Raw genomic sequence first — 26,298 nt, forward strand, 5'->3', positions numbered from 1 at the left:
ATATTTTTTACTCTATATTTATTTATTATTAGAATATCAGCTTGTTGCAGTATCAATTGCTCAAGTTCTCTTGAGAGTATTATCTCTAATAAATATATAACCAACTCTATCTCAAGATATATTTCATTTTGAAGAATGTGTATAGTATAAAACTAAAATCCCTAATAATACTAGTACGACTTGACAAACAGACTAATAACAGTAGTATACACAGGCAGGTTAACAAGATTAGATTTAGATGATATAGAGGGGCAGCTATTTGCATATTCAATGCGTTAACTTACTGTGCAATTAACTTGCGAATAGAACTTGATGTAGCAAATCTCGATGAATGGTTGCTCGATCTACTAAAGATTGAATTTGATCAGGAGTAAGAGAATCACCGTTTGCATAATGTTCAAGCAATGTATTATAAATTACATGATATTTATCAGGAATTTCAGTTAAATTCCATCCTGGCATATCAAGTTCTGCCATCAATTTACTCACTTTAGGATCGTAACTTAAGGCAAAACAGCGACATCCTTCAGCCGCAGCCATAATTAAACTGTGAAGGCGCATACCGATCGCCATTTCAACACCTCGAAATACACCTTTTAAAGCTTTAGGATCTTGCAAAGACAAAATTTTATGAACTCCAGGAAGTTGCGGTGCGATCGCTTCAGCAATGGCTAAATCTTGACTTTGTTGAAATGGCACAAGCAAAATACAAGTTTGTGTTGCTTTTTGAAAATCAACTAAAGCACGGGTGAGATTATTGAGGCGAGTTGATGTTAATTCAGGATGCGATCGCAATGTGACTGCAACTCTAGGTGCAGGTAAATCCCATAACCCAGGTACAGGCGAAGCTTCTAACGCCCATACTGGATCAGGGGCGAGAGTACATGAAATTCCCCATTTAGACAACAAAGCCGCACTACCTCGATCGCGAACACTCACTGCGGTACACTTTTTAAAAGTCCGTCGTGCCAATTGCTGTGTCATGTCGCGCTTAAGTGGACCAATTCCTTGCGCCCAAGCGATTGTTTTTAAGCCAAGTTGTTGTGCTGCAATCATCAAGCCGCCGTAATACAAAGGGCTAATCGCACTCGTCACATCTTGCATCAAACTTCCACCACCCCAAATGAACGCATCCGACTTGCGCAAAGTTTGAAGTACGCTGAATAATCCCATGCGATCGCACGCTTCCACATGATAGCGATCGCGCGTCTCCTGCGGATTACCCGAAAGTACAATTGGTGTCACATGATCTGGTAACATTTGCAAAAGTGTTGCTAATAAAGCCTCATCGCCACCATTGCCTTTACCATAGTATCCACACAAAACCGCCCGCATCTTGCCCACGTTATTACCTCAGATAACATAACAAAAACTCTATCCGAGATGTGCCATTAATTGAATCTGAGCCTTACGATAAAAAAGCACCAATCAATTGCATACCCTCACCCCTCGCCCCTCATTATGCACGCCCTCTCAATTCCAACTTGGATTATTCACGTCTCTAGCGTCATTGAATGGATTGCCGCGATTTGGTTAATCTGGATCTATGGTGAAGTGACTCGTAACCGTAGCTGGTGGGCTTTATCTCTGGCGATGTTACCTGCACTTGTGAGTGCAATGTGTGCGTGTACGTGGCACTTTTTCGACAATGCAAAATCGTTAGAGTGGTTAGTGACACTTCAAGCGACAATGACTGTTGTTGGTAACTTCACGCTGTTAATTGCTGCATGGATAATTTGGCGTTCTACAACTGAAGAAGAGGTCAGGAATCAGGGATCAGGGGTCAGGGATAGAAAAAATGAACTAAAACTCAGGGAGACAAGAGAGAAACTTTGATTGACATTAGCCGCAGCGCGAGAATCAAAACTGTAGAAATTCTCCGATTCCTGATCTCTGCCTCCTTTTCATTCCAGTGTTAGCCAAAAGGCAAACTTATGATTCAAGACGTCTCCTTTCTTTTGCATCCTTCCAAAGAAACCTTATTTGCTTTATCATTGTTTCCCTACTTGGGTTTCTTATGGTTTCTCACTCGTACTCCCCAAATGCCACGTTTAGCATTGATTGGCTTTTACTGTACTTTGGTATTTGTTGGTGTGACAATTCCAGCAGGAATTTATGCACAAATTCACTATGGTGAATCATTAGCAAACGTTGATTGGTTGCATGGGAGTGCAGAATTTTTCTTAACGCTATCGAATATTTTTGTTGTGCTAGGCTTCAGACAAGCAGTCATAGGGGCGAGGGGTGTTAGCGCAGCGGGACGAAGTCCGGAGTGAGGAGTGAGGGAGAAGAAGGTTATGGTTTGGGAGTTGTGTAGTTGTCATTCATAGATGTATGGAAGTTATACCAGCGATAGATTTACTTGCAGGCAAATGCGTACGGTTATATCAAGGAGATTATGCGCGATCGCAAGTTTTTAACGATAACCCTGCAGATATGGCGCATCAATGGGTAGAACAAGGCGCAACGCGACTACATGTCGTCGATCTAGATGGGGCAAAGCAAGGTAAGGTTGTCAATTTAGCGGCAATTGAAGCAATTACTTCAGCAGTATCGATACCACTTCAAGTTGGTGGAGGATTACGCGATGCCTGCGGCACGGGCAAAGCCCTACGCACTAGCGTTACCCAGTTATTAAACTTAGGCGTACAGCGCGTGATTTTAGGAACCGTTGCTGTTGAACAACCGCAATTAGTCGCAGATTTATGTCAAGAGTTTCCTGGGCAAATCATTGTTGGGATTGATGCACGCAATGGTAGAGTTGCAACGCACGGTTGGTTAGAAACATCGGAAGTGTTAGCAACGCAACTCGCAACGCAGATGCAAGAATTGGGTGTTGCTGCAATCATTTATACTGATATTCACCGTGATGGTACGCTATCAGGACCTAATTTAGAAGCGCTTAGAGAACTAGCAGCAGAAATCTCAATTCCGGTGATAGCATCAGGTGGTGTAAGTTCTATCACTGATTTATTAAGTTTACTCGCGCTTGAATCGTTGGGAGTTACAGGCGCGATTGTTGGTCGTGCGTTATACACTGGAGATATTTCGCTCAAAAGTGCAATTCAAGCTGTCGGACAAGGTAGATTACAAGATATACCACCCGATTTAGGATTTTCAGCGTTTGCTTGATTTTATCTGTGATTGGTAATGGGTAATTGGTAATGAAATTTAACTAAAAATTAGCGCCCAACAACATTGGTTTAAATTGAATAATGGAAAATCAAAAATTGATACTATCTACCTACGTACTAGTTACCTATTACCAGCCTTTAAGTTAGTACGAGTTGATATTCGCGTTAGTTACCAATTACCCATTACCAGCATTGAAGTTGAGTCGATTTTCACTCGGTTACTATGGAAACATTGGCAAAGTGGACAGTAGAAGATTACCACCGGATGATTGCATCTGGTATTTTAGACGATCGCCGCGTTGAATTGTTGGCGGAAGAAATTCACGAAATGACACCAGAAGCACCAATACACGCGTTTTGTGGAGGAAGCTTAGCTGATTATTTCCGCACCTGCCTCAATCGTCAAGCCTTAGTTCGCGAAGCCCGCCCCATTACACTTGAAACTTCAGAACCAGAGCCAGATATTGCCATTGTACGGGGTTCTTGGAGCGATTACCGAGAGCGTCACCCTGGATCTGATGACATCTATCTGGTGGTAGAGATATCTAATTCAAGTTTAACCAAAGATTTAGAACAAAAGCAGCCCATATATGCAGCAGCAGGAATTTAAGAGTATTGGATATTAGATCTTACTACGCTACAGCTAATTGTGTTTCGCGATCCTCAAGAAAACGAGTATCAATCGCGGCAAGACATTAAAACTGGAATAGTCTCTCCATTAGCGTTTCCAGAGATTACTATATCAATTGAGCAATTATTTTCGGTTTAATAGCGATCGCGCCCTTCAATCCAAGCCAAAATTTGTTCTTGGGAAACATGATAAATTCCACGTTTGGTGATTGGATCGTAAGCACTCCACCAAATATTACCCTGGCGATCGCAAATAGACCAAACTTGCAGTTCTGATGATATGAGAAAATATTTGCGTAGCACTTGCCAAACGCTGTGTAGCCTGAATCGAAAACCTTGTTGAGTACATTTATCGAGTTGATTTTCGTTCATTTTCCTTCGTTGAGATTTTTGCCAATTGACTAAATTCATCGTGTAAACTCTAAATTTCTTGTCCTAAAGATAGTAAAATCTGACTAATGTCTGAACATGACTTTATTGCTTTGATTGAGCAACAAACAAATCAGAAATTGAATCACGTCTATCAGTAAATTTGATAGATGATTTTTGTATTTTTGCGACAATGCAGATAGTGCTGATGTATTCGTTATGGGTTTTGACTACCAAAGCCAACTCAAGCTGTCTCAACTGCAAGTTTTAATCGCAGTCGCTGATTGTGGTAGTTTTAGTGAGGCTGCTTTGCAGATGCAAATGTCACAATCAGCAGTAAGTTATGCGATCGCAACTTTAGAAGAAGAATTAGGCATTTTACTTTTTATGCGAGGGCGTTATGGTGCGCATCTTACTCCTGTAGGCGAGCAAATTGTAGATCGGGCGCGTCAGATTTTGTACTTGATGGCAGATATTGTTAAACAAGCTAACTTAGCCAAAGGATTAGAAGGCGGCTTAGTGCGGATCTCTGCATTTCGCAGTGCGGGAACGCATATTCTCCCAAGAATCATTGCACAATTTTGCCAGCGCTATCCGGCGATCGCGGTGAGTATTGCAGAGTACGACGATCGCGCGGATGTAGAAGATGATTTACGTAAAGGACGTGCGGATATTGGGATTACGTATTTACCAACAAGCCATGAATTTGAAACTTGGGAATTGATGCATGATGAATTCGTAGTACTATTTCCTCCCAGCTTTGAGCCAAAATCCACTCAGCTGAGTTGGGAAGACTTAAAAGTTTATCCTTTGATTGTGCCTCCCGACGGCTGTGACTGCGATACGATGATGTACGCTCATTGTGCTAAATATGGTGTAACGCTACAGGCAGCGTATAAAATTCGCTCTGATACCACAATAGTTAACATGGTTGCACAAGGATTAGGAACTGCGATTAGTCCTCGCCTTGCTGCTGAACCAATTCCAGAAGGGGTACAAGTTTTTAGTCTTCCAGTACCTTTTTTTCGCACGATTAGTGCTGCTATACTCGCAGACGCGTTACTAACTCCTGCTGGATTTGCTTTGCTCGATCTTCTTAAAAGTAGTTGGTAGTGCTAAATAAGTAATGATGCATTGTAATAGTGGACAAAATACCAAATCGCACCAATGTGATTCTCTCATGATTTGGAAAAAGACAATGTTGTTCGTACCAAACCAGACACTCGTTGCCTAAGTGTGTTGTTTCATCGTTCAATGTCGCCAGTCTTACGGGTCTCTTGTCCTAGAGCACGATGCCTCTTGCTTGGTAGAACTGTTGCATAGGCAGACCCAAAAGTCCGTGTCAGCAACTGCACACTGGCGATAGGCAGGTGGTAAGGAGTGCCATAAACAGTGGGTGCGCCTTTTTCATCTCTGGCACCAAGATAAACACCAATAATCTCACCAGTAGAGGCATCAAGTGCCAACCACACCCACTGTTTATCAGCCTTGTGCTCCACAAATGACCATCACTCATCGCATTGAATCGTCAGTTTCCCCTTGTTTTGGCGCTCAGCTCAACTTGACGTGGCACCCGTGCAGACTTGTCGTTGACATAGGTGTGCAGCCATTGCTCACAAATCTGTACGGCGCGGGCAATTCCCGCCTGGGATCTACGTTCTAACAACAACCTATCAACCAATCGCGTCTTCTGGTCAATCACTCTTTTGTCCCGATGTTCCACAAATTGCCGACCACATTCACGGCACAGAAAGCGTTGCTTAGCGTTATGAATCCGACCATTTTTAACAGGCACCCAGAGCAATTGGGACAAGCCGGCATCGGACGTGAACAATCCATCACTCTACCCTCATTACTTCTATGGCACTACCCGCTCATGGATGCCTTATAGTAGCTGGCCTTTCACTAAGGCAGAGTTAAACCCGTACTACGAGCGATCGCAAAAAGTTTGTGGGTTGGAACGTTTTGATTACGAGTTTGCTGATTGGGAAAACGATTTAAGACGTCAGCATCGTTTTAATCTGTCACTATCACAAGAGCGAGTTGTTACTTATATTTTTCAAGTCATGTCGCGGGAACGGTTGCGCTTCGGTGAAGTTTACAAAGCAGAATTTGTGCAGGCAGCAAACATTAACATCTACCTTCATGCAAATGTTGTAGACATTGAAACCAACAATACTGCTAAAGCTGTAACGCGGCTATGTGTTGCTAATTTAGCAGGTCGCAAATTGTGGGTATCAGCAAAAATCTTTATTCTCGCGTGTGGTGGAATCGAGAATCCCCGCCTTTTGCTAGCCTCAAACAGCGTTTGCAACAACGGATTAGGAAATCAATATGACCTTGTGGGGAGATTTTTTATGGAGCATCCTTATATTAGGTCAGGCAAAGTTTTATTGACAAAGCCAAATGCTTTATATCCCACAGGTCCGCAGCAAAAGATTCAAGTTGCGCAAACTCGTCTATTTACAGTCTTAGCTCTTTCTAAAACAGTTCAAGAACACGAACAAATTCTCAATTTTGCGATTAGACTCGTGCCGATTGTTCCAGAATGGCTGAAAGCTTTGCAACGCCTTAAGAGTCGAGATTGGCAGAAAAAAAAGCTTGGCGATCGCTTATCTGCTGTTGGTGACTTGAGCAAAGTTATTGCTAATCTAGATGAGGTCATGGCGCGAATTTGGGTAAAACAGATTAAACATCCGCCATTTCCCCAGCAATTTTTTGAAACTCACCTGATATCAGAGCAAGCTCCTAATCCTGATAGTCGCGTTATGCTTAGCTCTGAACGTGACAAGTTGGGAATTCCTCGGATTCAACTGGACTGGCGTTTGAGTTCGATCGATAAGTATACAATTTACCGATCACAGCAGTTAATTCAAGAAGAACTAGCACGGACTCGGCTGGGGAGCATGCAAATTGAACTGGCAGATGATGCTTCTTGGCGATCTCTTCTTGAACGCTCGCAGCAGATTTTGACGCGCGCGATCGCGCGTTCTGATTCGCGTCAGCTTGAAATCGTACTGCATGAAGATAAATATTGGCAATCACTGCGCGGCGGTTCCTACCATCACATCGGTACAACCCGCATGAGTACTAACCCTAAACTTGGTGTTGTCAATGCAGATTGTCAAGTTCACGGAATTAGCAATTTATATGTCATCGGTAGCTCTGTTTTCCCGACAAGTGGTCTTTCTAATCCGACACTCACTATTGTGGCACTAGCGATCCGGCTTGCTGACCACATTAAAGATCGGATGCAAGTTGGAGTTTATCAGGAAGCGATACCGTTTTGCTATCAAGTAGATCCATAACTGGCTTTAAGATGTTTGGTGTTAGAGGTAATTTTGATCTTTAATACTTGGAAGTGCGATCGCAGATTTTTTTAAACATTAAATAACTATATAAATATGATGTTTAATTTGTGCAGTTTTTACATTTGTTTCTGCTTTGTATGTAGTAAAAGACAGAAATAATATGCTATTGTAGAAAGACATGAGAGTAAAATTCGGTTGCAGCGTTTGTTTTTAGAATTGATGGGCTTTTTCCTTTTAGTTTTGACAGGCTTCTCTCCGAAATCTAGATCTCTACACCTTTCTGATTTAGGAGATAAAGTATGTCAGTTTATGTAGGTAATTTATCCTACGAGGTTTCACAAGAAGACCTCAGTGCAGTTTTTGCAGAATATGGTTCTGTAAAGCGCGTTCAGCTACCTACTGACCGTGAAACAGGTCGGGTACGTGGCTTTGGTTTCGTAGAAATGGATACAGATGCAGAAGAAGACTTAGCAATTGATGCGCTAGATGGTGCAGAATGGATGGGTCGGACTTTGAGAGTTAACAAAGCAAAGCCCAGAGAAGACAGAGGCTCATTTAATGGCGGGGGCGGAAACCGCAGAAACAATAGTTTTTCGGCTCGCTACTAAAGATAGCAAACTAGTGCAATAACGCAGCACTACTGGATTTGCCTTTGCATTCCTGAAGGCTAGTGCAAACTGTATTAGTTGTAAAAACCAAATTTAATATTTAAGAGGCTTAGGTAATGTTGCTTGAGCCTTTTTTTTGTACGAGTGTCGCATATTGTGTAAGTATCTAACTGCATCAAGCTAGCGTTTCACGATTTCAGAAGCACAAAGTGTAAACTCAGATGTTGCGATCGCAAAATTCTAAAATGACGGAGATTTAAATCTTGGGTATAGAATTACGCAGTTATGTATTTCTAGACAGGTTGCAGCCTCAGCACGCAGCTTATATGGGAACAGTAGCTTTAGGGTTTTTGCCCTTGCCAGGTGATGCCTCACTTTGGATTGAAATTTCGCCAGGTATTGAAATTAACCGAATTATGGACATTGCTTTAAAAGCTACCTCTGTACGTCCAGGAGTGCAAGTTGTCGAACGACTTTACGGGCTTCTCGAAGTTCATTCGAGCAAACAAGGCGATACACGAACGGCAGGTAAAGCTATTTTAGACGCATTGGGTGTCCGCGAGCGAGAGCGGCTCAAACCTTACATTATGTCTAGCCAAATTATCCGTAACATTGATCCCCATCATACGCAATTAATCAATCGTACCCGCAGAGGACAAATGATTTTAGCAGGACAAACGCTGTATGTACTAGAAGTTCAACCAGCTGCTTACGCTGCTTTAGCAGCAAATGAAGCTGAGAAAGCGGCTTTGATTAATATCTTAGAAATTCAGGCTGTTGGTAGCTTTGGACGCCTCTATTTAGGTGGAGAAGAAAGAGATATCTTAGCAGGTTCGAGTGCTGCATTGACAGCAATTGAAAATGTAGTTGGACGTGAAAACCCTGCAAGTGGGCGTAAGGAATAGCCTTGTGTTTGTTAAAGTTGAAAGTTGGTGCTGCTTGATTGACTGAAGGAGAATTTGGATGGCGAATATCGAGCATCTTGCATTACTACAGCAGGGTGCAGTAAAGTGGCTTGAGTGGAGAAAGAAAAACATCCAAATAAAACCAGACCTTAGTGAAGCTGATTTAAGTGAAGCAAACTTTAGAGGTGCCAATTTAATCGCAGTCAACCTCCGCAGAGCCGATCTCAGTAAGACTAAACTGATTGCAGCTAACCTCACTAAAGCTAACTTAAGCGCAGCTAATCTCAACAAATCTGAACTCATCGATGCTAATCTGCAACAAGTCGAACTTGTTGATGCTCAGTTAACAGAAGCTCAGCTAACTGGAGCCAATTTGAGCTATGCCAATCTTATTGGAGCCGATCTCAAAGGCGCAGACTTAAGACGAGTAGATCTCACTCACGCCAACTTAATTGCAACTGAGTTGCGATGGGCTAACTTAAAAGAGGCAGATTTAAGTACGGCAGATTTAAGACGCGCTAATCTCAGTTATGCTAATTTGATGGCAGCTAATTTGAGCCATGCGAACTTGAGTCATGCGAATCTGTATGAAGCTGAGTTGATTGGTGCTTACTTGCATTTAGCTCATCTTGAGCAAATTAATCTCAGTGAAGCTCATCTCAACGGTGCTTATATGTTCGGCGCTAACCTTAGCGGTGCTAATCTGTTCAAAGCAGATTTGCGGTGGACGAATCTCAGTAAAGCTAATTTTGCTGGTGCTGATTTGAGCCAAGCTAATTTTACTGGTGCTAACTTGAGTCGGGCTAATTTTACTGGCGCTATTCTCAATCAAGTTAACTTTACAGGAGCAAACTTGAGTAAAGCCAACTTTGGAGAGGCAACTGATGTCTAAATGTAAGCAATATACTTGTCTTATAAGAAGTTTTGGTTGAATTTGCCTCTAAACCAGTAGTAGTGAGAAGCTTCAGCAGCCGATTTATTTTTGCGTACCTTGTTCTGCCCAAGCACCTTATTACCAAATTGAGTGGCAATTTAAGGGTTAATTTATAATGTTAACACTTGCTTTCAGTAAAAAAAATGATAAATTAATCTTCTTTACTATAGAGAAAAATAGAATTATTATCTATCTGGAGATTAGGATATAAAGTAATTAATTCTTTTGTTACATGACAGTAATAGTTTTCTATAGGAATATCAATAATTTTATTGCGTGTTAAAATAGCAAACAAGTATTGAAATAATGAAATACTACGTGGAATTTTATTATATGAAGTTGAGTGAATTTCTGTTTTTATTTTTTTAATAATTTCTGCAATATTGTTTTCTTTTTTTGCATGAGTAACAAGACTATATAAGTTATCACAAAAACGGTTCGTGTCTTTTGGTTGTAACTCATCAGGAATGTTACCTTGTTCAAATAGCTTGTTAATTTCACAGGCTAACTGACGTTTTATTTTTATATCAGAAAAACTATTTTCTTGAATAATAAGAGAGGTTTTTTCAAAAGCAAGAATAAGTGTATCTAGTTGTTCAACGTTTGCTTTAATCTGTGCTGCCAAACGTAATCTTTTCCAGTCAATTTCAGAATTTTTATATACCAGATCGTGAGTTGAAAATGAGATGTCTGTTTTACACATCCTTTAAATAGCTTTGGCAAAGTTAACGTCACTATATTTTTATTAGACTGCTAACTTTTCTTCCAAGCTTCAATAAATTTCATCTAAAGACACGGACATTACAGACTTACCTTGAACAATAAAAGCGCTCGCATCCACATCAAACTCTACAAGATCGAGTGATTGCTTCCTACCGACTACTAGCAAGACTAATCGTTAGCGCGATAAATTGATGCTCTTTTTCCTTGATCTGTTTTTCAGTTGCAGCTACTACCTCGAAGCTCAACCTAACTGCATAACCTTAACCGAATGAGTATAAAGGAGTATTGTTATTCTTGAAATGTATGGAGAATAGGGAACTCGAATCCCTGACCTCTGCGGTGCGATAACACACACCAACGTATTATGGTTATCCTACAGCTTCAAACTTCCATGTATACCCGTGTTTTGTACACGCCTGAGTATACCATCTTGTGAGTGCTACTCTTCCACTAAACAAGCATCGCCAACGCTATATTTGGGTCTAGGGTTCGACGTTGCTCTAACGAATTCCTGCATCGATAGCGGTATCGCTTTATCTTGAAATAACTCGAAATACTGACAACCCAAGCGTAGGTAAATGCTGTTACTCGACCGAGAATAAATTTTGTTACAAACTGTAATAAGTTTCTAAGTTTCATTGCTATTCTCCTTAGTTATAGCTGTAACCATCTTTGCGATGGATTGCTGTAAAGTATCTGTGATTTGAACTTTGTCGCTTACCACCAATTTTGAAATCAAACGAACCGCTAGCCTGACAGATTAGTCGTGCGACGTAGGTTTTACCTGCATTACGTCCTTTGGAGTTAGTAGGAAATACAATTTTGGCAATGTTTCCGTTCTTAAATCCGTAATAGACTGGGTTACGTTGTTTATGTGCAATCGGGAACCCAACTTATTTGTTTTGCACATTTGCCTACAACCGTATCCCATTGCCCGAATGGTTAGCGGTTTAACGCCGTTGATATCAAGCAGACCAATCTATAAATTAGCTTTTCCTTCGACTAAAAGCAGTTTTAATCCTCCCTATGGGGCGTTGCTTCCAACTAAATCGAAGAGAAGAAACCAGCTTATGAATATCATTAGCCTCCTTTTTTAAATTAGGTAAAGAACTTTGGTAGACACCTAGTAATCTCTTTGGTATTTCCTCACCTTCTTTGGCACAAAGTTCCATAATTGCATAATATGCTCTCAGACCTTCAACTAGAATCTTGAACGAAATAAGCTTCTCAGTGATTGTTGTCCGACCCCTCTCAAATTCCCATTCGGAAAATTGTTCCAAAATACGCTCAAAATTTTCAGGTAATGTGGGTGTAGGGTACGGAAGCCTTTTTATCCAGAATTCATCATCAAGGTCTACCATTCCCTTCAAAGTCTCTAGTCCACCAACATCTCTGTAGATGCGCTCAAACTCCAAACTAAAGCGAAACTTTGATATGGACAAATCGAGTTGAGTAAATAATTTTCGCTGTCGTTTTTTCTCATCCCGAAACTCTTTTAACAGAATTGTTAGGGTACTTAGTAACCAACCAAGCATAACGAGAGCTATTTTTTCTACAACATCGTTACTCACTGCCTGATGCTCCTAGTATCTTCCAAAGTCCTGTAGTTGGCTTGTTGTAAGTTCTCCTTCTCAGCTTCAGTTTGTCTTAGCTTACGTTCTGCTCTTGACACTTTCTCCTCAAGTTCTAGAATGTATTCGTGATGTGCAGTGTCAGCACTTCTTAGCGCTTGTTCCCTACGTTCCCTGTTGAAATGCTCTAACCAGTCCTTCTCACAACTTTGACGCCTCTCAGGTTGCTGCATTTGTCGTTGTTGTTCTACTTGTTGCTGGTCATAACGTTGCTACCAGTCTAAGGCTTCATTAGCAAACACTGGCGTTGCTACTAATACGCTATTAACGATTAAAGCTGAAACTTTTAATAAAGCTTTCATTTCACTATCCCTCCTTTATTTGTGCAAACAATTAAACCGACTCTTACTGCTGTTTCCTGGCAATCAAATCCGTTAAGTACAAGTGATGTCGAGAGTGAAAGAACGTTTAGTCCTCCATAGATGACACCACTTAGAGTTAGTCCTACAGTTTTTCTTTTGAAATAGTTTTAAACATTTGATTTACTCCTGTACTGGGCATAGGTGAGCTGCTGCAGCCCACACAGTTGAATCAATTAAAACCTTGACATCTTCTATCATTTGGTCATCGGAATCATGAGCTGGAAGGTTGCTTATAAAGGTTGATTGCATCTTGTCCGATACGTACTGTGGTGTAGAGCTTGGGTTATCAACCATTTCTTTACAAGCTGTATTGCCTAAGTTGTGAATCATCTCAGAGCCGTCACTGAAGCGACTAACGTAGTAATCAAACGAAACGTCACTTGAATCAGTAAGGATGTTGGCTGAGGCATAGAATTTATCACGGTTCTCTTCTTTCATTGCCCGTACAGTTGATACTGGTTCCGTTGGAGCTGTAGCTGTTTCCGGCTCTACTTCTTCAGGTATCGGTTCCTCAACAACTTCTGCTTGCTGTGGTTCCTGATTTTGTGCAGTATCTGGTGTTTCGTTTTCATTATCTGATGCTAGTTGACCGCACGTAACTAACAACAACAGTACTCCGAGTACGATAGCGAATTTCTTGGTTCTTTTATCAGCAGCGCTTGTATCACGTTTCATTGTTTAACTCGTAGTTAAAAGTGTTTACGCAACTTAAGATTTAATTGCTACTCCTAGAACAGTCCCAGTTGCTATCCCTGTAACAAAACCGAAGGTAAGCGTACCTGGGGATTTAGTGATAACTAAAAGAGAGATTGCTGATACTGCTGCGATAATGATGTATTTCATGTTGATACTTATGTGTGATTAACTCTACAAATTTATTGAGCAAGGGCTTGGATTAAGTCAGACTTGCGCATATTGCCGTACCTGGGGATGTGTCGCTCCTTAGCTTTTGACTTAAGCTCCCTAATGGTTAACGCTCCTAGCTTGTTGTTAGACTCAGGTGCTATCTCTTGCGCGTTTACGTAACTAAGTAGTTCAATATGTGCTAAATCCCAACGATATGTGTTGAGCAATTCTGCTGTGTCCATAGAAATTACTTCATAGTTTTGAGGTTCTAACGGAAGCTGTGGTGATTTATCTGTGGCTTCTATTTCATAACTATCAAGAGCTAATTCAGTTGAGTTTAGTTTTACCCACTCTTCATACAAACCACACACTAGATTTGCAATTGATAGTGTTGTGTAACCAATACAGATAATATTGAATGCTAATGTCAGTAATGCTTGTGTGCTTTCCATCTCTTTATCCTCATGAAGCGATATTGTTGGTAGCCTGTGGGCTGTAGATAAGCGTCGTGTACGACGGCTAAGTACAACCGTTTAGCAATCTTGAATCGAGTGAAGAAATTTCATCTTTTCCTTCCCTGGTAGGTTCCCGTGCTTCCGTTGGTTCGGGGCGTTTCCGTCATCCAGTTCAGTAGTATTCAGTTTTTGGAGTTCTTTTGGTTGGGTTGTTCTGTGATTCCCTTCCTCTGATGAATCTAATCTAACAGCTAACTGATACAGTAACAAGAAGATGTAATGTTTTTTTACAGCTAGCTGATACGAATATGGTAGGATGAAGCTGTAACGATGACAGGGATTGAGGTTGAATTGTGAGGAGAGTTAAATCACATCTGGCTAGATTAATAGACGAACAATATCCGCATTTAAGTCAGAGGAGATTAGCTCGTGAAACAGGTCTGTCCCCTACTACTATCAACCTGATATACCTGAATAAATTTAATCGAATAGACAACACAACACTTGAGAAGCTTTGTGGCTACTTTGGTATTGAGGTAGGTGAATTACTTTATTTGGAAGAAACAAAAGATTAAGGATATGGTTTTAAGTTCCATACCCTTAATAAGTTATAGATTATTCATCTTCTTCTTTTGATTTAACCGCAATAATACCAATAGTTTCTAATAACAACGGGTAGTTATCCCGAAGTTCGGCAAGTTTCGGAGATTGTATACCAAAAGCCGAACTCAGTAATACGTAGGCAATAGGTAAAAGCAGAAAGAATTTGCTCAATTTACTCATGAAGATGCTCACTTGTTAGTGTTCATCAATTACCTTGTAAAGCTATCTATTTTGCTTAGCAGATAGTGACGTTCATATCCTTAAAGGTTCTGAAGTTGATGTATACAGTCATAACCTTGGTTTAGGTTATCACTTCTGTACCTATGTTTCTCCTGAGGAGAAGGAGATAGTAATGGTAATGTTGCACAAGTCTGCATTCGAGTAATGAAACAAAAAATAACTTCAGAACCCGCCAAGTAGCGGGTATTTTTATGGATACGTATAAGTTTCAAATAAGTGGCACGGAGATTGAGATTGAAGCAGAAAGCGAAAGTGATGCTATGGAACAGCTAAAGGATATCATCACAATGCTTTCATTAATGTTTCCAGGAGATTGTACAGAGATAGGAGAAGAATAATATGAAAACTAGTGAATTGATAGGCATATCTGAACAGATAGCAGCCATATCTCTACAACTATCTAACTTGCAGAGAGTAATTGATTCATCAATAGAGAGAGCGCCCACATATGAGTCTGCAAAAGATAGAGCAGAGAGTTTAAGGAGGGAAACTAAAGGAGTATTTTCACCTAATATAAAACCAGTCCCCGCTCAAGAGCTAATGTTTAAAAGCTTACATCTACTGTTGTTTGACTTAAACATAAAATGGGCATCAGCTTCCGACATAAGAAAAGCTCAGATGTTGATAACAAATAGTGACAAGGAAAAGTGCCATCAATCTAATCTCAGAGTTATAAATAGGATAGGTGAAGCTTACATTACAAAGAATAAGCCTACTGAAAACTCTAGGTCTAGTGTCAGGTATACATTGACTGAAAAAGGAATAGAAAGAGCAAGAGAAATTCTAGGAATTAAAGAAGATGAAATCTGAAGTTATGGGTGAAGCTTGGAAGGTTAATGCCAAGTACATAGGAGTTGATGATGGTTCAGGTGAGTTTGAAGCTAACAAAATTAAGCAACCTAAGTTATTACCTCCATCATCTAGCGCTGTAGTTCAGGACTTAGAGTACGGTAGTCATGAGTGGATAAAACGCACTCATGATATGGCAATGTTATTTGAGGGAATGGCTCATACTTACAAGATGGACATGGGTCAGTTCCTACGTAGTAAAAAAGAAAAACGTGGATGGTTGAAGTTTGCTGAAACCTTACCGTTTTGTCGTAGGACAGCAGACGACTACATAGTGTACTACGAAAAAGAAAAAGGTTTGCCTCACCTAAATCTAAATAATGAGATTAAGAAGGACGTGGCAGATGGTTCCACGTCCTCAGAATCCTTGGAAAATAAGGACTCTTCAAATGAAAAGTTCGGGGAAATAGTAAAAGAAGCTTCAACTTTAACTGACATGGCAGTAGTTAGAGACTATGAGCAAGTAGCTTCTGGTAAGGATGCCAACAGGAAAGAAAACAAGTATAAACGTCAGAAAGATGACAAGGAAAGAGGTAGGGTAGAAGTTTCTACTACTCCAGAAATAAAAGAATCAATCAAGGTAAGAAGAATTCAACTAGGTTACAAAACAGATTGTGACTATTTACTACATCTAGTTTTTCAAGACTTGTTAAAAGCAGGTTATACACTACCAGAACAGAATGAACAATAGAATATTCACGTTACGCTTCTACCGTCCTATTAAGAATGACTGGTTATCCTACCTAAGTTACTTAATAGGATGGGTACTCGGTTACAACATGGACTTATCACATGTTGCTATCGAGTGGGACGGTGGGATAGTCGGTATCACACTGTTTGGTATTGAGTTGTACAACAAAGAAACTGAAGCAGAGTATCGTTCGCCTGACATAATTTTGTACTTCGAGGTTGACGATGCAGCTAATCGTCTATGGATATAAAACCTGCCATAGCATACTGTAAAAATACTTCTGGTGGATAAATCTTCATCAATCCACTTCTAAGCCGCTCTTGTACACCATCTTTTATTGCTACGTCCTTTTCCCAAAGTTTTACACCTTCACAAATACCTCTGCAAAAATTATCTACTTGTAGCTGAGCAGTAAAATGACCGCCAGCCTTCACCATGTTATTATCTGCACTTACAAACTCCGACGGTTTGGTGAAACAAAAACGCTTCGACACATCACGAGCCTTTTTATCACTAATATCGTCCGAACCCGAATGTAAGTAGGCACACCGCAAAAGATAAAAATCTTCGGTAGAGGGAAAACTGTTCTGGTTTCCTATATACTTCCTAAACCAATCTTTATAACGTTCACCAGTCCTCTTATTAGGATGTTCTAACCATCCACAGATATCAGGAAGTGTAAGAGCAAGTGCTAAAGCTGCGTACCAGTTCTGTTGTGCTAGTGCTTGTTCTACAGCTTCAATAAGGTGTTGCATATTCTTTAAAGATAAACACTTTTATTTTCTACCTCATTGTGTGTGCGGGACACTTAAAATCTACCCAACTTCTTGATTTCTTGATTAACGCTTCAAAAATTACAACTACTTTGTAAAGTTGTTTAGTCTGATGTGACAGTTGAGGTACACAATGTCCACGACTGTGGACAAACGTTAGAGTCTAATCAGGAAGAGGGTTCAGGTGATTACATCACTATTAAAAATATTTTTGCCTATTTCTCTATGCTGTCTTAAAGTGATGTAATCACCACCTAATTCTTAATAATGCTTCTATATCCGTCGTAGTGCAATTGTGGCAATGTACCATAATTCTTCTTGCCATCATAATGCAGCTTATTGCTGTAATCTGTATGACTCATCGACTGTTTCCGTTCACTCCTCTCCCACATCTCTGCAAGTCTATCGTAATGTTGCTGGCTAATCAGCTCCACCTCACGCCGGAGTGCTGATACCTCTCTGCCAGTAATCAATCTCAAATCACAATGGGTATCGCTGCAGTGCAGTACTTCGCCAAGATAAGAGACAACAGTAGCTACCTTGTTGCCATCATTTGCCCAGCCAACTCTACGATAGATACACTTAGGTTTAGCCATTAAACATATATCTGTCAGATACATATTGACACTAGCAAATAACATCTATATACTAAAAATTCTTCTTTTTGCTTAGTTGCAGCGTTGAGAGTTTTTAGGACATAATTTTCTCTCTTAAATCAAAAAAAAGCTAACTAAGTTTTTCTTCTGTTTTGATGTATCCCAGTCTTGCCCCGAAGGGGTAAATATATCTGACAGATATATGCAATTAATTGAGTATAGTTCCCTGCATAGCTAGACCAAGAACTTTAGAGGTATTAAAAAATAAATATCTTTTACCAGGTCTTAGGCATCGTAGATGCCATGCTTTAGCTTAGGAATCAAATAGAATTACAAGACCGGATTGAGTATAGATACAACGCATCATAGATACAAAAAACCTCAGAGGTGTTATTCCCTGAGGTTTTCTGCTCTTCTTTTACTTAGCACTAGTATAGCAGAAATATTTTTAATAGTGATGTAACCACCATAGGTGTATGCCCTTTGGGCTGTATTCACCAAGAATTAGAAACTACTGAAAAACTGGTACTGAATTACTGCTGATGCAGCTTGCTCAATCACTCTCACCTGTGCGCCAGGGAATAAATCTAGCCGTACCATACCATCAGCAGGTACTTGTTTGAATCCTAATCCTGTAGCTCCAGTAGTGGGAGTAGAGCCGTTAATCGTATAGTTGATAGCACCAGATTCAACACTCAGGAATAATCCACTACCATTAGCTGGCACAGTAAGTGTCACGGCACTTGAGAGTGCAGCATTCCTAGTATGAGTGCCTAGCATCCGAACACTAAACTGAGATTTACCTAATTGTCTAGTCATTTTCTTATTTGATTCCTATCAGTAATTCTACCAAACATAACGTTGACAAATGTTAGAATAGAAGCATATGAAACCTCCTAGTTTTTGTATAACATAAGTTTTCTTCCTGTCCACCTTGCCTCCACTCGGTGGAATTTTTGTGTTTAGAAACATACGCCACATCAACGATTTAAATCTACTAGGCGATGCTGGTACGCATAGAGAATTCTATCTGCATTAGCTTCATATTCTGCTTGGCTCATTGCACTGATTTCTGATTGTTTAAATCGAGTCTTAATTTGTTTAGGCTGATTGCTGGAACTCTTACCAGCATTGCGTTTCTCGTTCCATTTACCTTCAAGATAATTCAGTATCTTTCTTGCACCTTCTGGTGTATCATATTGCTTTTTTTTAGCAGGTGGCATCTGATGGTAAACGTCCATCATGCTACTAAGATAATAATCCCAAGTAGCAGAATCAAGCTTAGCCCATTTAGGATTACTGTTTTTAATACTGTTAAATTCCTTGGCGTAGTATTCCGCTTGCGCTTGTACATCTAGGTCTTCTCGTTCTACTGGTCTAGTCTTTAATTGTTGTTTTAGTTTCTCGTTCTCTTCTTTTAAAAGTTTCTTTTCCCAGTCAATAATTCTTGTATCTTCATACTCAGTTTCTTCCTCTTGAGTTGGTTGTACAGTTTGCGGTAACGGCTCAATCTTCGGCTTTCTATTGAGGAGTGTATCGGCAAATAGCTGTACAGCATTATCATCGAATCCAAAGTAAGCAATAGCGTGTTTAGCAGTGTCTGCATCAACGCCAAAGGTACGCTCTAAGGCATTAGCAAACTCTGGCGCTAACTCAATGGCATCAGCTTCAGCAAAATACTCATCAGATTCTAGATATTCCTGGAATCCTTTATCCTCAGCCAGAGTGTAGATGGTATTAGCTACTGCCCCGCCATACTGTGATTGATAATCAGGTTCTGTTAGTTCCTTCTGTTGCCTTGAAATTGCAGATTCATAAGCAGCAATCTCACCTTCAATATCTCGCTCAGCGGTATCGTCTACACCTCTACCAGGTTCAAACTGTTCTCTGCCATCAGTAACGTAAGCGTCAGGGAAATCATTCTTCCATACGTACTCCTCTGGTTTGTCTGGTGCAGAAGAGTAAGCATGATGCTCAGGAGTTGCTGGTGCTAGTGCAGATAAATCATATTCAGCCATATCTATGCCGCTCCATCTAGTAATGTTCCATTCATTCTCTTGCGGTCGTTTAGTTCAGCCGCTCGATTGTACTTTGCTTCAATATCTGCCATACGGTTATCAGGCTTTAATGGCGGCATCACACGACGTAAGAAGAATCTATCTATCGCTTGGTCTAAGACGTCCTGAGACTTCATTTGGAAGGCACTGGATAGATTAATTAGAGTCACTAGCAGGGAGGTTTGCAAGCTCACTACTAAACTCTCCATATCCTGCGTTGCTGGTACAGATTTATTTCTCATCTCACCAGCTACCTCAGGCAGTGGCAGATACTTCCGGTCAACCTTGGAAACTACTTTGATGGTTGCATTCTTACCGTTAACAATGGTCTTGACTAACGGATACTCAACTGTTTTGCTGTACCAAGTTTCTTTAGGTGCAGGTTCAGGTAATGGTAAACCTTCACAATCACTGAATAGCTGTTCGAGTATTTGTTCTACTATGTGTCCGGCTGGGACAGATTCAGCATTAGCTAGCTTCTGTATCCTGGCAACATCAGTTTTATGTGCTTTAAATGAGTAAGTTTTAAAGTTCTTTAGTGGTTCACTCTTGCCTTCATTCTTCTGTAATTCTTTCTCTCTAGTAGCCTCTAGATTTTTCTGTAGCTTCGTTACGGGCATAATTAGTCATCACTCCCTTTATCTGATGGTGTTTCTCTAAACGATTGAATGCTCACACCACCTTTAACATCAATACCGTTAGCGTATTGTTGCCAGTGTGGAGGTAAATTACTTTTGTGGTAAGGCTTGCCACCAATTTCGATATAGTATTGTCTGTCTTCCTCTGCATAATCCTCGATAGTGGTACGCTTAGGCTTTTCGTGACTAGCAACTGTGTACTCACCTGAGAAATAATTTCCACCCAAATCAGAAGTGTCACTTCCGTTTTTAGTCGTTTGTTTTGTCGTGCTTCGTTTCCGTGGCATTGTCCTGTAATCCTTTGTAGATTTTCTCTCTGAACTGTTCCATCTCTGGGCTATAACGCTCTATTCTTGGCTGTTTTTGTACTTCCTCCCGTGGTGTATCATCTGGCTTATCTCTGCCTACAATGCGTGGTTTTTTTGGTTGCGGTGGATTCGATACTTCAGCAAGATTCTTGATGTGTTTGAGTTTTGAACTACCCATTATCTCTCCTGCATTACTTGAAGGAAATTACGGCTGAAACCATTCCAGAATGTGGAGTTCTTTGTTTCACTCGCAGGGATAGGAGATTTAACAGGTGGAGTTATATCAATGCCACAGTTACGCTTGAATGTGGCTAGCATCTCAGGAGTCATCTGACTTTCGTGAGTTTTGACGTTATCAATCAGCCACCAACCACCGCCAAGACTAGTACAAAAGCTAGGGTTAATACTCATTTCAGTCCAAGCTCCTTATTGAATATTGCTTTCTGTTCTTTGGTCATGCCAGAGATTAGTCTCAAGAGATTCTCTCGTGCTGCATCATCACCGTATTGCTTTAGCTTGTACTGATTCTCAATGAACTCTTGATGCTTCTTAGCTACGTAATCATCGTGTGGTTTCTTGAGTCGTTTTAATTGGGCAACTTCCTCAGCTTCTAATGGTCTGAGTCTGGCTCTCTCTTCCTCATTTCTAGGTGTTACCAATCTCCGGCTAAGCTTGCCTTGTGATATTTCAGGGTCAGCATTTATTTCATCCAGCTTCTCCTGTGCAAGTCGTGCAGCTTTCTCTGCTTTAGTTTTCTCTATGCGTTGCTGTTTCTCGTATAAAGATTTTACGTAGTTAGCACTTTGCTCTGCCTCAGTAACTCTATCTGCATTCAGCAACTCAGGACTATCCATGCGAATGCTATGAGAGTTAACAGTACTAGGCGTTTCATACTCTTGTATGCTTTCTTTTCTCCATATCCCATATTTATCTTTCTGGTATCCGTAATCTTCTGGATTAGCTGTTGTCATACTATTCTTCCTTGTGAAATCATATTGTTTAAATTAGCTTGCAAGTTCTCGTAGTCATGTCTAGTCCTAGATAATTCAGACCTGAGACTACGATTCTGTTCATCAACTAGAAACTTCTCTTGCTGCAGTTGCCTGTACTTGCTAACACCAAACTGTTTAACATCCCTCAAGCTGACATCATTCTCTTTCACATACTCAATCAGTAAGTCCCTGATTAGCGTTGATATTGGTGAAGTATAGTTAGTCTTCTCTCGTGCCAGGTTGACAGCTTCACGTAATGTCTTGCTCAAGTAAAAGCAATACCTTGACTGTGATTCATCTTCAAATACCTTAGGCATATTAATGAGTGTATATGCACCTATCCATGTACACAAGTGTAACATCTATTGCATACTGATTGCACAAGACCTGTATTTCACACCTTAAAGCGAGCAAAGCTCGCAGGTACTACTGTGAATGCATGAGTGAGTATTCAGATGTTATGAGTGTTTAGTGGATTTGATGTGCCTATCCAATAGAGTACGCCATTCTCTATGATAAATAGCTTTACCATAGAGAATACTCTATAATTCCTATCTCAGCTATTCGCTGGTAGTAGCATCAAAGATGCATGCTCTACGAGCTGTACGATTCATTATTAATAACATCATGTGTATTCTCAATAACTATGTATGTCTAGAACTGTAGAATTACAGACATATTGTTTACATTAATATCTCTAGCTATGAATAATACTTGATTAAAGTATGATTCTAATTCCTGTAGAAAAAGACTTAGCTTTGTAATTCCTAGCAGAGCTAGGGTACGGGGTGGTACGCTGTAGGTTCTCTATAGTACATTCAAATTAAATTATTTTGACAGCACTATAACGTACATCAACTTACAAATTATTGGCAACATAAGCGTAAGCATGGCATCAGCAATCGAAGATTGCATACCTTTAGGTTCTTACATGGCACTTGCTATCGAGTGTTACAGCACATAACCAGTGGGGATGACCATCCCAATACCCTACCCCGACATTAATTCCAGTGAAGGGGATAGTGTAAACACCTTCTTCTTTAGCCATTTCAGTGGGATTAAAGGGGTCAGTGACACAACTGACAACTATGCGATTGATGCTGAAATACTTCATCAGATACACGTACAGCATAATTATCCAGTTGTTTAGCCTACGTGCTGCTACTTCATTTGGTGCATTCAGGAAAATGTAGGAACCCAAGCCAGTGTCATGTATCTCAAACCCACCACTATAAACTACTGACTTGAAAGCATCTTGAAGCATATCTTCTTTAATCGACTGAATACACTTCTCCAATGCAACTCTGTGTAGTGTTGTCAGTGGCGAAACAACGCTAGTCTGATTAATCATTCTTGCTATACTTCCCTGTCCCAGTGGTTACATCACTCTAACACCTCTACTTTGTCTTTTACCTCAGTATTTTTCTCAAATGTTCCTTCTGACGTGTAGCAAGCTGCTTCAGTAGGCACGCTGTTGTAAGTAATGTCGTGTAAATAATCTGAAGTGTCAGTACTGTCAGTAGCACTGACAATAAAGTGTCTGTGGTACTCTTCGGCTGAAACCAGCTCGTAGTCTACATCCTGGCTGTTTAAGTCCCATTTGTCAGTGTTGTCAGTGCTTTTTATGGGAATAAAATATTTTCCTTTTTGCTTTAAATACATTTTATTTTCTCCCAAAAAAGTATAGTGAATGAATTTACAATCTAAATCATCCATGTACCACTCTTGTTCTATTATTTCCATTGGTCTACTCCTTAATTGGTAAAGTACTATTATTCTCTTTATAGTGGTTAAAGGATAAATGATGTAATCATAAGATAAGTAATTATACTTAACCACTGGTAAAGACTAACTAAATAAATCTGTTTAGTCGTGTCGTTGGTATTACTGGAATATCTTTTTCTTCCTCTGTAGAAGAACCTGGTAAAAGTCCAATAATATTTTTATTTTCCCTAGAAGCACTGACATTACTGACATTTTGTGTTTTTAGAGGCTCAACTCCATACGGGGTATAGGTTTCATCGAAATTTTCCTCACTTACATCTTCCTGACAGTTATTGACATTACTGACAGTTGAGGTTGTTTGGGTAAAAGTTATAGTTCTTCCAGCCTTGGACAGTGTGCCATAGTTTAGTTTTGCTAGTTGTTCAAACCTACTGACAACTTCTTTTGTGGTGACTCCCTTCTGCTTGTCATAAGACCGTATAACGTCACGCGCAGAGATACTACCACCTTTCTTCTCACAAACCTCAAGAATTCTCACTAGTTCCGGTGCTAGTTCCTCTCTCAAACTGGAGAACATAGCCTTGAACTCGTTGATGTAAAACATGGAAAGCTTGATAGCTTTTGCCATAGTTTCACCACTGACAGTTGTATCTATGTCAACTCCATAAATGAATTGATTCTTGGGTTGCTTATCTAACTCAAACAACACGTGCAAATTAAGTGCTAATCGTCCTGTCAGTCCCTCATGCTTGGCGTAGACGTTAGCTAATGCCCCATAGGAGTGAAACTTATGTTGCTCCAGTTGGTTGTAGTACTCTTGATACAGCTTGAATGCTTCTCGTGACAGTTTAAGTTCAAGCACTGGCTGTCGGTCAATGCGTTTGTAAAACCATTTCAACTCCTCCACGATGTCAATATTGGAGTCACTACTATCTTCGTCTGGTAGCTTTGCTATCCTACGAGGCTGATTAATTAATAGAAATCTTGACCAAAAACCATCAGCGTCAGATTTATCAGCAAAGACTTCCTTGAGTTTCTCAGGTTGGATTGTTCCATAGATTGATAAAGAGGAGTTATCGACGTTGACTGTTACCCCTTCTTTGCGCAAAACAGTTATGGATGAACCATTGTAAGCCTCTAGAAATGTTTCCCTGTCATCACCTTTTCCACCTTTATATTGTCCTAGGGAACCAACAAAACCCGATAACTCATCTCGGTAATACAGCAACCCCTTCGTTGGATGTGCAGCAAACTGCGCCGTAATACCTTCGACTGTAGCGTTGGTGATTATGTACAGCTTTAGTTTTGGTTCTTTAGGTTGTCCGTCGGGGAATTGTTCCAACAAGTCATTAACAGCGCTTTTGGAATCTTTTTTCGCAGCCTTATACTGGAATGTGGATTCTGTATAGTCGCGCTGTGCCTCAAGGAATTCCTCATTAGCTGTTTTAATTAAGTCAGCCAGAGGTTTCATCATCATGGTTTGTGCAGTTGGTGATTTTATTTCTCCACTGGCTGCGACATTTGCTGCATAGAGGTTAGCTGGTACAGTAAATCTTGACTTACGCAGCAGAGTTATGTTTGTGTCGGTGTGATGCAGGGAAGCAGTAACGCAAAGGAATGGGTTAATTGTTGCCTCAGCTCGTAGTGTTGTGTACTTCGCAAATAGATTTAACGCTCTTGCTACAGAACGTGGAAACACTTCAAACAGATTAAGTTTGTTACTCGCTAGCTTGCGGTACTCCTCAACATCAGCTTTAAGTAAATTCAGTTCGTCATCATCGTCATCACTTAGTTCCTGTCTTTCGTCCTCGTGCTTTTTTACGAAGTAGTTCAGCGTTCCAAGCGTGACCCCATGTGATTTATGGTTAAAGCTTTCCCACTTCTTAATACAGCAATCTTCTTCGTACTTATCCGATAACTGGCTCCAAGTATCCCAAGCTTGTAACAGTGAAGCATCCCCTACAGAATGTAATGCCATTCCCACTTTTAACCAGGTTTCATAGTCATCAGCATAGGAGGCTGGTAGGCTGTACAATGCAGCCATAATATCAATCCGCTTTTGTGGTGATAGTTCCTCGTCACTAAATCTATACTTGGAAACACCGCGGTTGGGCTTTAACATCTTGTCAATAACCCAAGCGGGACAGCTTTGAATAGGCGAGTTTTTGGGGCTGTTTACCCAACTGTAAGACCCAGTTATTGGATGCTCACCAAAGATAACTGACTGTGAACCACTCCATCGAAACTCTAGTTGCTGACCTGGTTTATCAGTAGAAACTCTCGTAGTGCTAATTAAATCCCAATACTTTTGGTCAACATAAAAAAACTGTGAAAATCTTCCTGTTCGTCCTGACGTCACAGTTATTGTTTCCACAGCTATATTGTCTTGATTTGACAGTTGTTTTGCTAATTCTTGCGCTGCTTCGCCATCAAAGTCTACACAAACCAAGCCACCTGATTTAACGCCTAACTGCACACCAACAGCCGCTATAGGTGAGTTTGGTTTATCGATTTCCTTAATGATATCTGCTTTAGTAAAATGCCTTTCACTCCAGTTAGAAATGTATGGCGCTTTATTCGCTCCCACTGGTACTAATACCCAGTTATTTGGTATGTATTCGAGGTTCTCTTTCAGACTTTCTAATGTTACTCTAGACATAGGTATCTCTTGTTGTATTATTTGCTGTAGTACAAGTTTTGTGTAGTGCCTTGAATTCTCTTCAGGGCACTATTTTTATTCATTGGTTGTTGCTTCTAAACGCTTCTCTCGTGCCTTTAATTGCCTTGAAAATCCCTTAGCTAAGGCTTCATTAACCAAGGTTGATTTAGGTCTTTTTGTCTTTGCTGCTTGCTCTTCAATCAATTGATATATAGGTAAATCGATTGAGAAACTCATGTTAACTTTAGCCATATCTGTT

The 26,298-nt window shown here is 40.3% G+C and carries 34 protein-coding genes and 2 pseudogenes; 14 read left to right on the forward strand and 22 right to left on the reverse strand.

All coding sequences use genetic code 11. The features are described from left to right. Positions 1 to 291 precede the first annotated feature (291 nt). Positions 292 to 1,335: a polysaccharide pyruvyl transferase CsaB gene (gene csaB / locus CSQ79_RS08695; protein WP_099700802.1), complete on the reverse strand. Its 1,044-nt coding sequence runs from the start codon at positions 1,333 to 1,335 to the stop codon at positions 292 to 294. A 126-nt stretch (positions 1,336 to 1,461) separates the two neighbouring features. Between csaB and CSQ79_RS08700 the strand changes: the two genes are divergently transcribed. The 4 genes and pseudogenes from CSQ79_RS08700 to CSQ79_RS08715 all read left to right on the forward strand — a co-directional run bounded on the left by CSQ79_RS08700 (position 1,462) and on the right by CSQ79_RS08715 (position 3,903). Beyond that, positions 1,462 to 1,836 carry a DUF2499 domain-containing protein gene (locus tag CSQ79_RS08700; RefSeq protein ID WP_099700803.1) on the forward strand — a complete coding sequence of 125 codons (375 nt, stop codon included), beginning with the start codon at positions 1,462 to 1,464 and terminating at the stop codon, positions 1,834 to 1,836. 98 nt (positions 1,837 to 1,934) lie between these two features. Then, positions 1,935 to 2,276, forward strand: a complete 342-nt coding sequence (locus CSQ79_RS08705; RefSeq protein ID WP_099700804.1) for a DUF3593 domain-containing protein — start codon at positions 1,935 to 1,937, stop codon at positions 2,274 to 2,276. A gap of 58 nt (positions 2,277 to 2,334) precedes the next feature. Beyond that, entirely contained in the window at positions 2,335 to 3,132 is a 798-nt protein-coding gene (hisA, locus tag CSQ79_RS08710; protein WP_099700805.1) for a 1-(5-phosphoribosyl)-5-[(5-phosphoribosylamino)methylideneamino]imidazole-4-carboxamide isomerase, read from the forward strand. 225 nt (positions 3,133 to 3,357) lie between these two features. Beyond that, positions 3,358 to 3,903: pseudogene (locus CSQ79_RS08715) on the forward strand (Uma2 family endonuclease). On the opposite strand, the gene CSQ79_RS08720 reads toward CSQ79_RS08715, so the two are convergent. Beyond that, complete coding sequence (locus tag CSQ79_RS08720) at positions 3,900 to 4,136, reverse strand: hypothetical protein (RefSeq protein WP_071882445.1); 237 nt, start codon at positions 4,134 to 4,136, stop codon at positions 3,900 to 3,902. The pseudogene CSQ79_RS08715 and the gene CSQ79_RS08720 overlap by 4 nt on opposite strands. A gap of 216 nt (positions 4,137 to 4,352) precedes the next feature. On the opposite strand from CSQ79_RS08720, the gene CSQ79_RS08725 reads away from it, so the two are divergent. After that, positions 4,353 to 5,246: a LysR family transcriptional regulator gene (locus tag CSQ79_RS08725; RefSeq protein WP_099700807.1), complete on the forward strand. Its 894-nt coding sequence runs from the start codon at positions 4,353 to 4,355 to the stop codon at positions 5,244 to 5,246. Between the two features lie 2 nt (positions 5,247 to 5,248). Here CSQ79_RS08725 and CSQ79_RS08730 read toward each other — a convergent pair. Continuing rightward, a pseudogene (locus CSQ79_RS08730) lies at positions 5,249 to 5,954 on the reverse strand (IS1 family transposase). A gap of 5 nt (positions 5,955 to 5,959) precedes the next feature. On the opposite strand from CSQ79_RS08730, the gene CSQ79_RS08735 reads away from it, so the two are divergent. The 4 genes from CSQ79_RS08735 (at position 5,960) to CSQ79_RS08750 (ending at position 9,849) form a co-directional block, all read left to right on the forward strand. Continuing rightward, positions 5,960 to 7,441 (forward strand): GMC oxidoreductase, encoded by a 1,482-nt coding sequence (locus CSQ79_RS08735; protein WP_289500917.1) that lies wholly within the window; start codon positions 5,960 to 5,962, stop codon positions 7,439 to 7,441. 302 nt (positions 7,442 to 7,743) lie between these two features. Further along, positions 7,744 to 8,052, forward strand: a complete 309-nt coding sequence (gene rbp, locus CSQ79_RS08740; protein WP_099700809.1) for an RNA-binding regulator — start codon at positions 7,744 to 7,746, stop codon at positions 8,050 to 8,052. 263 nt (positions 8,053 to 8,315) lie between these two features. Beyond that, positions 8,316 to 8,957: a beta-carboxysome protein CcmP gene (ccmP, locus tag CSQ79_RS08745; protein ID WP_099700810.1), complete on the forward strand. Its 642-nt coding sequence runs from the start codon at positions 8,316 to 8,318 to the stop codon at positions 8,955 to 8,957. Between the two features lie 58 nt (positions 8,958 to 9,015). Next, on the forward strand, positions 9,016 to 9,849 hold the full coding sequence (locus tag CSQ79_RS08750; protein ID WP_099700811.1) for a pentapeptide repeat-containing protein: 834 nt from the start codon (positions 9,016 to 9,018) through the stop codon (positions 9,847 to 9,849). A gap of 193 nt (positions 9,850 to 10,042) precedes the next feature. On the opposite strand, the gene CSQ79_RS08755 is transcribed toward CSQ79_RS08750, so the two are convergent. From CSQ79_RS08755 to CSQ79_RS08775, 5 genes are all read right to left on the reverse strand, one after another. Further along, on the reverse strand, positions 10,043 to 10,594 hold the full coding sequence (locus tag CSQ79_RS08755) for a hypothetical protein (protein WP_099700812.1): 552 nt from the start codon (positions 10,592 to 10,594) through the stop codon (positions 10,043 to 10,045). Between the two features lie 1,006 nt (positions 10,595 to 11,600). Next, a complete protein-coding gene (locus CSQ79_RS08760; protein WP_099700813.1) occupies positions 11,601 to 12,185 on the reverse strand; it encodes a hypothetical protein in 585 nt (194 codons plus the stop codon). Positions 12,186 to 12,727: 542 nt separating this feature from the next. Beyond that, entirely contained in the window at positions 12,728 to 13,282 is a 555-nt protein-coding gene (locus tag CSQ79_RS08770) for a hypothetical protein (protein ID WP_099700815.1), read from the reverse strand. Positions 13,283 to 13,315: 33 nt separating this feature from the next. Beyond that, on the reverse strand, positions 13,316 to 13,450 hold the full coding sequence (locus CSQ79_RS27575; protein WP_289500919.1) for a hypothetical protein: 135 nt from the start codon (positions 13,448 to 13,450) through the stop codon (positions 13,316 to 13,318). A gap of 32 nt (positions 13,451 to 13,482) precedes the next feature. Then, positions 13,483 to 13,905, reverse strand: a complete 423-nt coding sequence (locus tag CSQ79_RS08775) for a Rho termination factor N-terminal domain-containing protein (RefSeq protein ID WP_099700816.1) — start codon at positions 13,903 to 13,905, stop codon at positions 13,483 to 13,485. A 356-nt stretch (positions 13,906 to 14,261) separates the two neighbouring features. On the opposite strand from CSQ79_RS08775, the gene CSQ79_RS28615 reads away from it, so the two are divergent. Then, a complete protein-coding gene (locus tag CSQ79_RS28615; RefSeq protein ID WP_354000899.1) occupies positions 14,262 to 14,483 on the forward strand; it encodes a helix-turn-helix domain-containing protein in 222 nt (73 codons plus the stop codon). 40 nt (positions 14,484 to 14,523) lie between these two features. Here the strand turns inward: CSQ79_RS28615 and CSQ79_RS27580 are convergent, their stop codons facing one another. Further along, on the reverse strand, positions 14,524 to 14,691 hold the full coding sequence (locus tag CSQ79_RS27580) for a hypothetical protein (RefSeq protein ID WP_289500920.1): 168 nt from the start codon (positions 14,689 to 14,691) through the stop codon (positions 14,524 to 14,526). 251 nt (positions 14,692 to 14,942) lie between these two features. Between CSQ79_RS27580 and CSQ79_RS27585 the strand changes: the two genes are divergently transcribed. From CSQ79_RS27585 to CSQ79_RS08795, 4 genes are read left to right on the forward strand one after another with little or no spacing between them, the layout of a single operon-like run. Further along, positions 14,943 to 15,089: a hypothetical protein gene (locus tag CSQ79_RS27585; RefSeq protein WP_289500922.1), complete on the forward strand. Its 147-nt coding sequence runs from the start codon at positions 14,943 to 14,945 to the stop codon at positions 15,087 to 15,089. A 1-nt stretch (position 15,090) separates the two neighbouring features. Next, on the forward strand, positions 15,091 to 15,561 hold the full coding sequence (locus tag CSQ79_RS08785) for a hypothetical protein (RefSeq protein ID WP_099700817.1): 471 nt from the start codon (positions 15,091 to 15,093) through the stop codon (positions 15,559 to 15,561). Then, positions 15,551 to 16,291, forward strand: a complete 741-nt coding sequence (locus CSQ79_RS08790) for a hypothetical protein (RefSeq protein ID WP_099700818.1) — start codon at positions 15,551 to 15,553, stop codon at positions 16,289 to 16,291. The genes CSQ79_RS08785 and CSQ79_RS08790 overlap by 11 nt, the downstream gene beginning before the upstream one ends. Further along, positions 16,281 to 16,541 (forward strand): hypothetical protein, encoded by a 261-nt coding sequence (locus CSQ79_RS08795; protein ID WP_099700819.1) that lies wholly within the window; start codon positions 16,281 to 16,283, stop codon positions 16,539 to 16,541. Before CSQ79_RS08790 ends, CSQ79_RS08795 begins: the two co-directional genes overlap by 11 nt. Here the strand turns inward: CSQ79_RS08795 and CSQ79_RS08800 are convergent. The 13 genes from CSQ79_RS08800 to CSQ79_RS27590 form a co-directional block, all read right to left on the reverse strand. Further along, the gene (locus tag CSQ79_RS08800; RefSeq protein ID WP_099700820.1) at positions 16,522 to 17,046 is read right to left on the reverse strand and encodes a hypothetical protein; all 525 of its coding nucleotides are present in this window, start codon (positions 17,044 to 17,046) and stop codon (positions 16,522 to 16,524) included. The genes CSQ79_RS08795 and CSQ79_RS08800 overlap by 20 nt on opposite strands. A 272-nt stretch (positions 17,047 to 17,318) precedes the next feature. Further along, complete coding sequence (locus CSQ79_RS08805) at positions 17,319 to 17,660, reverse strand: hypothetical protein (protein WP_143755443.1); 342 nt, start codon at positions 17,658 to 17,660, stop codon at positions 17,319 to 17,321. Between the two features lie 504 nt (positions 17,661 to 18,164). Beyond that, positions 18,165 to 18,479, reverse strand: coding sequence for a hypothetical protein (locus CSQ79_RS08810; protein ID WP_099700822.1), 315 nt, complete (start codon positions 18,477 to 18,479; stop codon positions 18,165 to 18,167). 161 nt (positions 18,480 to 18,640) lie between these two features. Further along, a complete protein-coding gene (locus tag CSQ79_RS08815) occupies positions 18,641 to 19,678 on the reverse strand; it encodes a hypothetical protein (protein WP_099700823.1) in 1,038 nt (345 codons plus the stop codon). A 2-nt stretch (positions 19,679 to 19,680) separates the two neighbouring features. Continuing rightward, positions 19,681 to 20,337: a hypothetical protein gene (locus CSQ79_RS08820; RefSeq protein ID WP_099700824.1), complete on the reverse strand. Its 657-nt coding sequence runs from the start codon at positions 20,335 to 20,337 to the stop codon at positions 19,681 to 19,683. A 2-nt stretch (positions 20,338 to 20,339) separates the two neighbouring features. Continuing rightward, positions 20,340 to 20,642 (reverse strand): hypothetical protein, encoded by a 303-nt coding sequence (locus CSQ79_RS08825; protein ID WP_143755444.1) that lies wholly within the window; start codon positions 20,640 to 20,642, stop codon positions 20,340 to 20,342. Further along, positions 20,605 to 20,841, reverse strand: coding sequence for a hypothetical protein (locus CSQ79_RS08830; RefSeq protein ID WP_099700826.1), 237 nt, complete (start codon positions 20,839 to 20,841; stop codon positions 20,605 to 20,607). Before CSQ79_RS08830 ends, CSQ79_RS08825 begins: the two co-directional genes overlap by 38 nt. After that, complete coding sequence (locus tag CSQ79_RS08835; protein ID WP_099700827.1) at positions 20,841 to 21,074, reverse strand: hypothetical protein; 234 nt, start codon at positions 21,072 to 21,074, stop codon at positions 20,841 to 20,843. Before CSQ79_RS08835 ends, CSQ79_RS08830 begins: the two co-directional genes overlap by 1 nt. Then, positions 21,071 to 21,634 carry a hypothetical protein gene (locus CSQ79_RS08840; RefSeq protein ID WP_099700828.1) on the reverse strand — a complete coding sequence of 188 codons (564 nt, stop codon included), beginning with the start codon at positions 21,632 to 21,634 and terminating at the stop codon, positions 21,071 to 21,073. Before CSQ79_RS08840 ends, CSQ79_RS08835 begins: the two co-directional genes overlap by 4 nt. Before the next feature lie 940 nt (positions 21,635 to 22,574). Then, positions 22,575 to 23,006, reverse strand: coding sequence for a hypothetical protein (locus tag CSQ79_RS08850; protein WP_099700830.1), 432 nt, complete (start codon positions 23,004 to 23,006; stop codon positions 22,575 to 22,577). 32 nt (positions 23,007 to 23,038) lie between these two features. After that, positions 23,039 to 23,398, reverse strand: a complete 360-nt coding sequence (locus CSQ79_RS08855) for a hypothetical protein (RefSeq protein ID WP_099700831.1) — start codon at positions 23,396 to 23,398, stop codon at positions 23,039 to 23,041. Between the two features lie 109 nt (positions 23,399 to 23,507). After that, complete coding sequence (locus CSQ79_RS08860; protein WP_099700832.1) at positions 23,508 to 26,039, reverse strand: DUF3987 domain-containing protein; 2,532 nt, start codon at positions 26,037 to 26,039, stop codon at positions 23,508 to 23,510. Positions 26,040 to 26,114: 75 nt separating this feature from the next. Beyond that, positions 26,115 to 26,291, reverse strand: a complete 177-nt coding sequence (locus tag CSQ79_RS27590) for a hypothetical protein (protein ID WP_289500924.1) — start codon at positions 26,289 to 26,291, stop codon at positions 26,115 to 26,117. Positions 26,292 to 26,298 lie beyond the last annotated feature (7 nt).

This window comes from Gloeocapsopsis sp. IPPAS B-1203 (assembly GCF_002749975.1).
GTDB lineage: Bacteria > Cyanobacteriota > Cyanobacteriia > Cyanobacteriales > Chroococcidiopsidaceae > Gloeocapsopsis.

What these genes read in the sequence shown, in the direction of transcription:
- csaB (WP_099700802.1), bottom strand. Translation starts at nt 1,335, where the DNA reads ATGCGGGCGGTTTTGTGTGGATACTATGGTAAAGGCAATGGTGGCGAT.
- CSQ79_RS08700 (WP_099700803.1), top strand. Translation starts at nt 1,462, where the DNA reads ATGCACGCCCTCTCAATTCCAACTTGGATTATTCACGTCTCTAGCGTC.
- CSQ79_RS08705 (WP_099700804.1), top strand. Translation starts at nt 1,935, where the DNA reads ATGATTCAAGACGTCTCCTTTCTTTTGCATCCTTCCAAAGAAACCTTA.
- hisA (WP_099700805.1), top strand. Translation starts at nt 2,335, where the DNA reads ATGGAAGTTATACCAGCGATAGATTTACTTGCAGGCAAATGCGTACGG.
- CSQ79_RS08720 (WP_071882445.1), bottom strand. Translation starts at nt 4,136, where the DNA reads ATGAACGAAAATCAACTCGATAAATGTACTCAACAAGGTTTTCGATTC.
- CSQ79_RS08725 (WP_099700807.1), top strand. Translation starts at nt 4,353, where the DNA reads ATGGGTTTTGACTACCAAAGCCAACTCAAGCTGTCTCAACTGCAAGTT.
- rbp (WP_099700809.1), top strand. Translation starts at nt 7,744, where the DNA reads ATGTCAGTTTATGTAGGTAATTTATCCTACGAGGTTTCACAAGAAGAC.
- CSQ79_RS08750 (WP_099700811.1), top strand. Translation starts at nt 9,016, where the DNA reads ATGGCGAATATCGAGCATCTTGCATTACTACAGCAGGGTGCAGTAAAG.
- CSQ79_RS08755 (WP_099700812.1), bottom strand. Translation starts at nt 10,594, where the DNA reads ATGTGTAAAACAGACATCTCATTTTCAACTCACGATCTGGTATATAAA.
- CSQ79_RS08770 (WP_099700815.1), bottom strand. Translation starts at nt 13,282, where the DNA reads ATGAAACGTGATACAAGCGCTGCTGATAAAAGAACCAAGAAATTCGCT.
- CSQ79_RS27575 (WP_289500919.1), bottom strand. Translation starts at nt 13,450, where the DNA reads ATGAAATACATCATTATCGCAGCAGTATCAGCAATCTCTCTTTTAGTT.
- CSQ79_RS08775 (WP_099700816.1), bottom strand. Translation starts at nt 13,905, where the DNA reads ATGGAAAGCACACAAGCATTACTGACATTAGCATTCAATATTATCTGT.
- CSQ79_RS27580 (WP_289500920.1), bottom strand. Translation starts at nt 14,691, where the DNA reads ATGAGTAAATTGAGCAAATTCTTTCTGCTTTTACCTATTGCCTACGTA.
- CSQ79_RS27585 (WP_289500922.1), top strand. Translation starts at nt 14,943, where the DNA reads ATGGATACGTATAAGTTTCAAATAAGTGGCACGGAGATTGAGATTGAA.
- CSQ79_RS08785 (WP_099700817.1), top strand. Translation starts at nt 15,091, where the DNA reads ATGAAAACTAGTGAATTGATAGGCATATCTGAACAGATAGCAGCCATA.
- CSQ79_RS08790 (WP_099700818.1), top strand. Translation starts at nt 15,551, where the DNA reads ATGAAATCTGAAGTTATGGGTGAAGCTTGGAAGGTTAATGCCAAGTAC.
- CSQ79_RS08795 (WP_099700819.1), top strand. Translation starts at nt 16,281, where the DNA reads ATGAACAATAGAATATTCACGTTACGCTTCTACCGTCCTATTAAGAAT.
- CSQ79_RS08800 (WP_099700820.1), bottom strand. Translation starts at nt 17,046, where the DNA reads ATGCAACACCTTATTGAAGCTGTAGAACAAGCACTAGCACAACAGAAC.
- CSQ79_RS08805 (WP_143755443.1), bottom strand. Translation starts at nt 17,660, where the DNA reads ATGGCTAAACCTAAGTGTATCTATCGTAGAGTTGGCTGGGCAAATGAT.
- CSQ79_RS08810 (WP_099700822.1), bottom strand. Translation starts at nt 18,479, where the DNA reads ATGACTAGACAATTAGGTAAATCTCAGTTTAGTGTTCGGATGCTAGGC.
- CSQ79_RS08815 (WP_099700823.1), bottom strand. Translation starts at nt 19,678, where the DNA reads ATGGCTGAATATGATTTATCTGCACTAGCACCAGCAACTCCTGAGCAT.
- CSQ79_RS08820 (WP_099700824.1), bottom strand. Translation starts at nt 20,337, where the DNA reads ATGCCCGTAACGAAGCTACAGAAAAATCTAGAGGCTACTAGAGAGAAA.
- CSQ79_RS08825 (WP_143755444.1), bottom strand. Translation starts at nt 20,642, where the DNA reads ATGCCACGGAAACGAAGCACGACAAAACAAACGACTAAAAACGGAAGT.
- CSQ79_RS08830 (WP_099700826.1), bottom strand. Translation starts at nt 20,841, where the DNA reads ATGGGTAGTTCAAAACTCAAACACATCAAGAATCTTGCTGAAGTATCG.
- CSQ79_RS08835 (WP_099700827.1), bottom strand. Translation starts at nt 21,074, where the DNA reads ATGAGTATTAACCCTAGCTTTTGTACTAGTCTTGGCGGTGGTTGGTGG.
- CSQ79_RS08840 (WP_099700828.1), bottom strand. Translation starts at nt 21,634, where the DNA reads ATGACAACAGCTAATCCAGAAGATTACGGATACCAGAAAGATAAATAT.
- CSQ79_RS08850 (WP_099700830.1), bottom strand. Translation starts at nt 23,006, where the DNA reads ATGATTAATCAGACTAGCGTTGTTTCGCCACTGACAACACTACACAGA.
- CSQ79_RS08855 (WP_099700831.1), bottom strand. Translation starts at nt 23,398, where the DNA reads ATGGAAATAATAGAACAAGAGTGGTACATGGATGATTTAGATTGTAAA.
- CSQ79_RS08860 (WP_099700832.1), bottom strand. Translation starts at nt 26,039, where the DNA reads ATGTCTAGAGTAACATTAGAAAGTCTGAAAGAGAACCTCGAATACATA.
- CSQ79_RS27590 (WP_289500924.1), bottom strand. Translation starts at nt 26,291, where the DNA reads ATGGCTAAAGTTAACATGAGTTTCTCAATCGATTTACCTATATATCAA.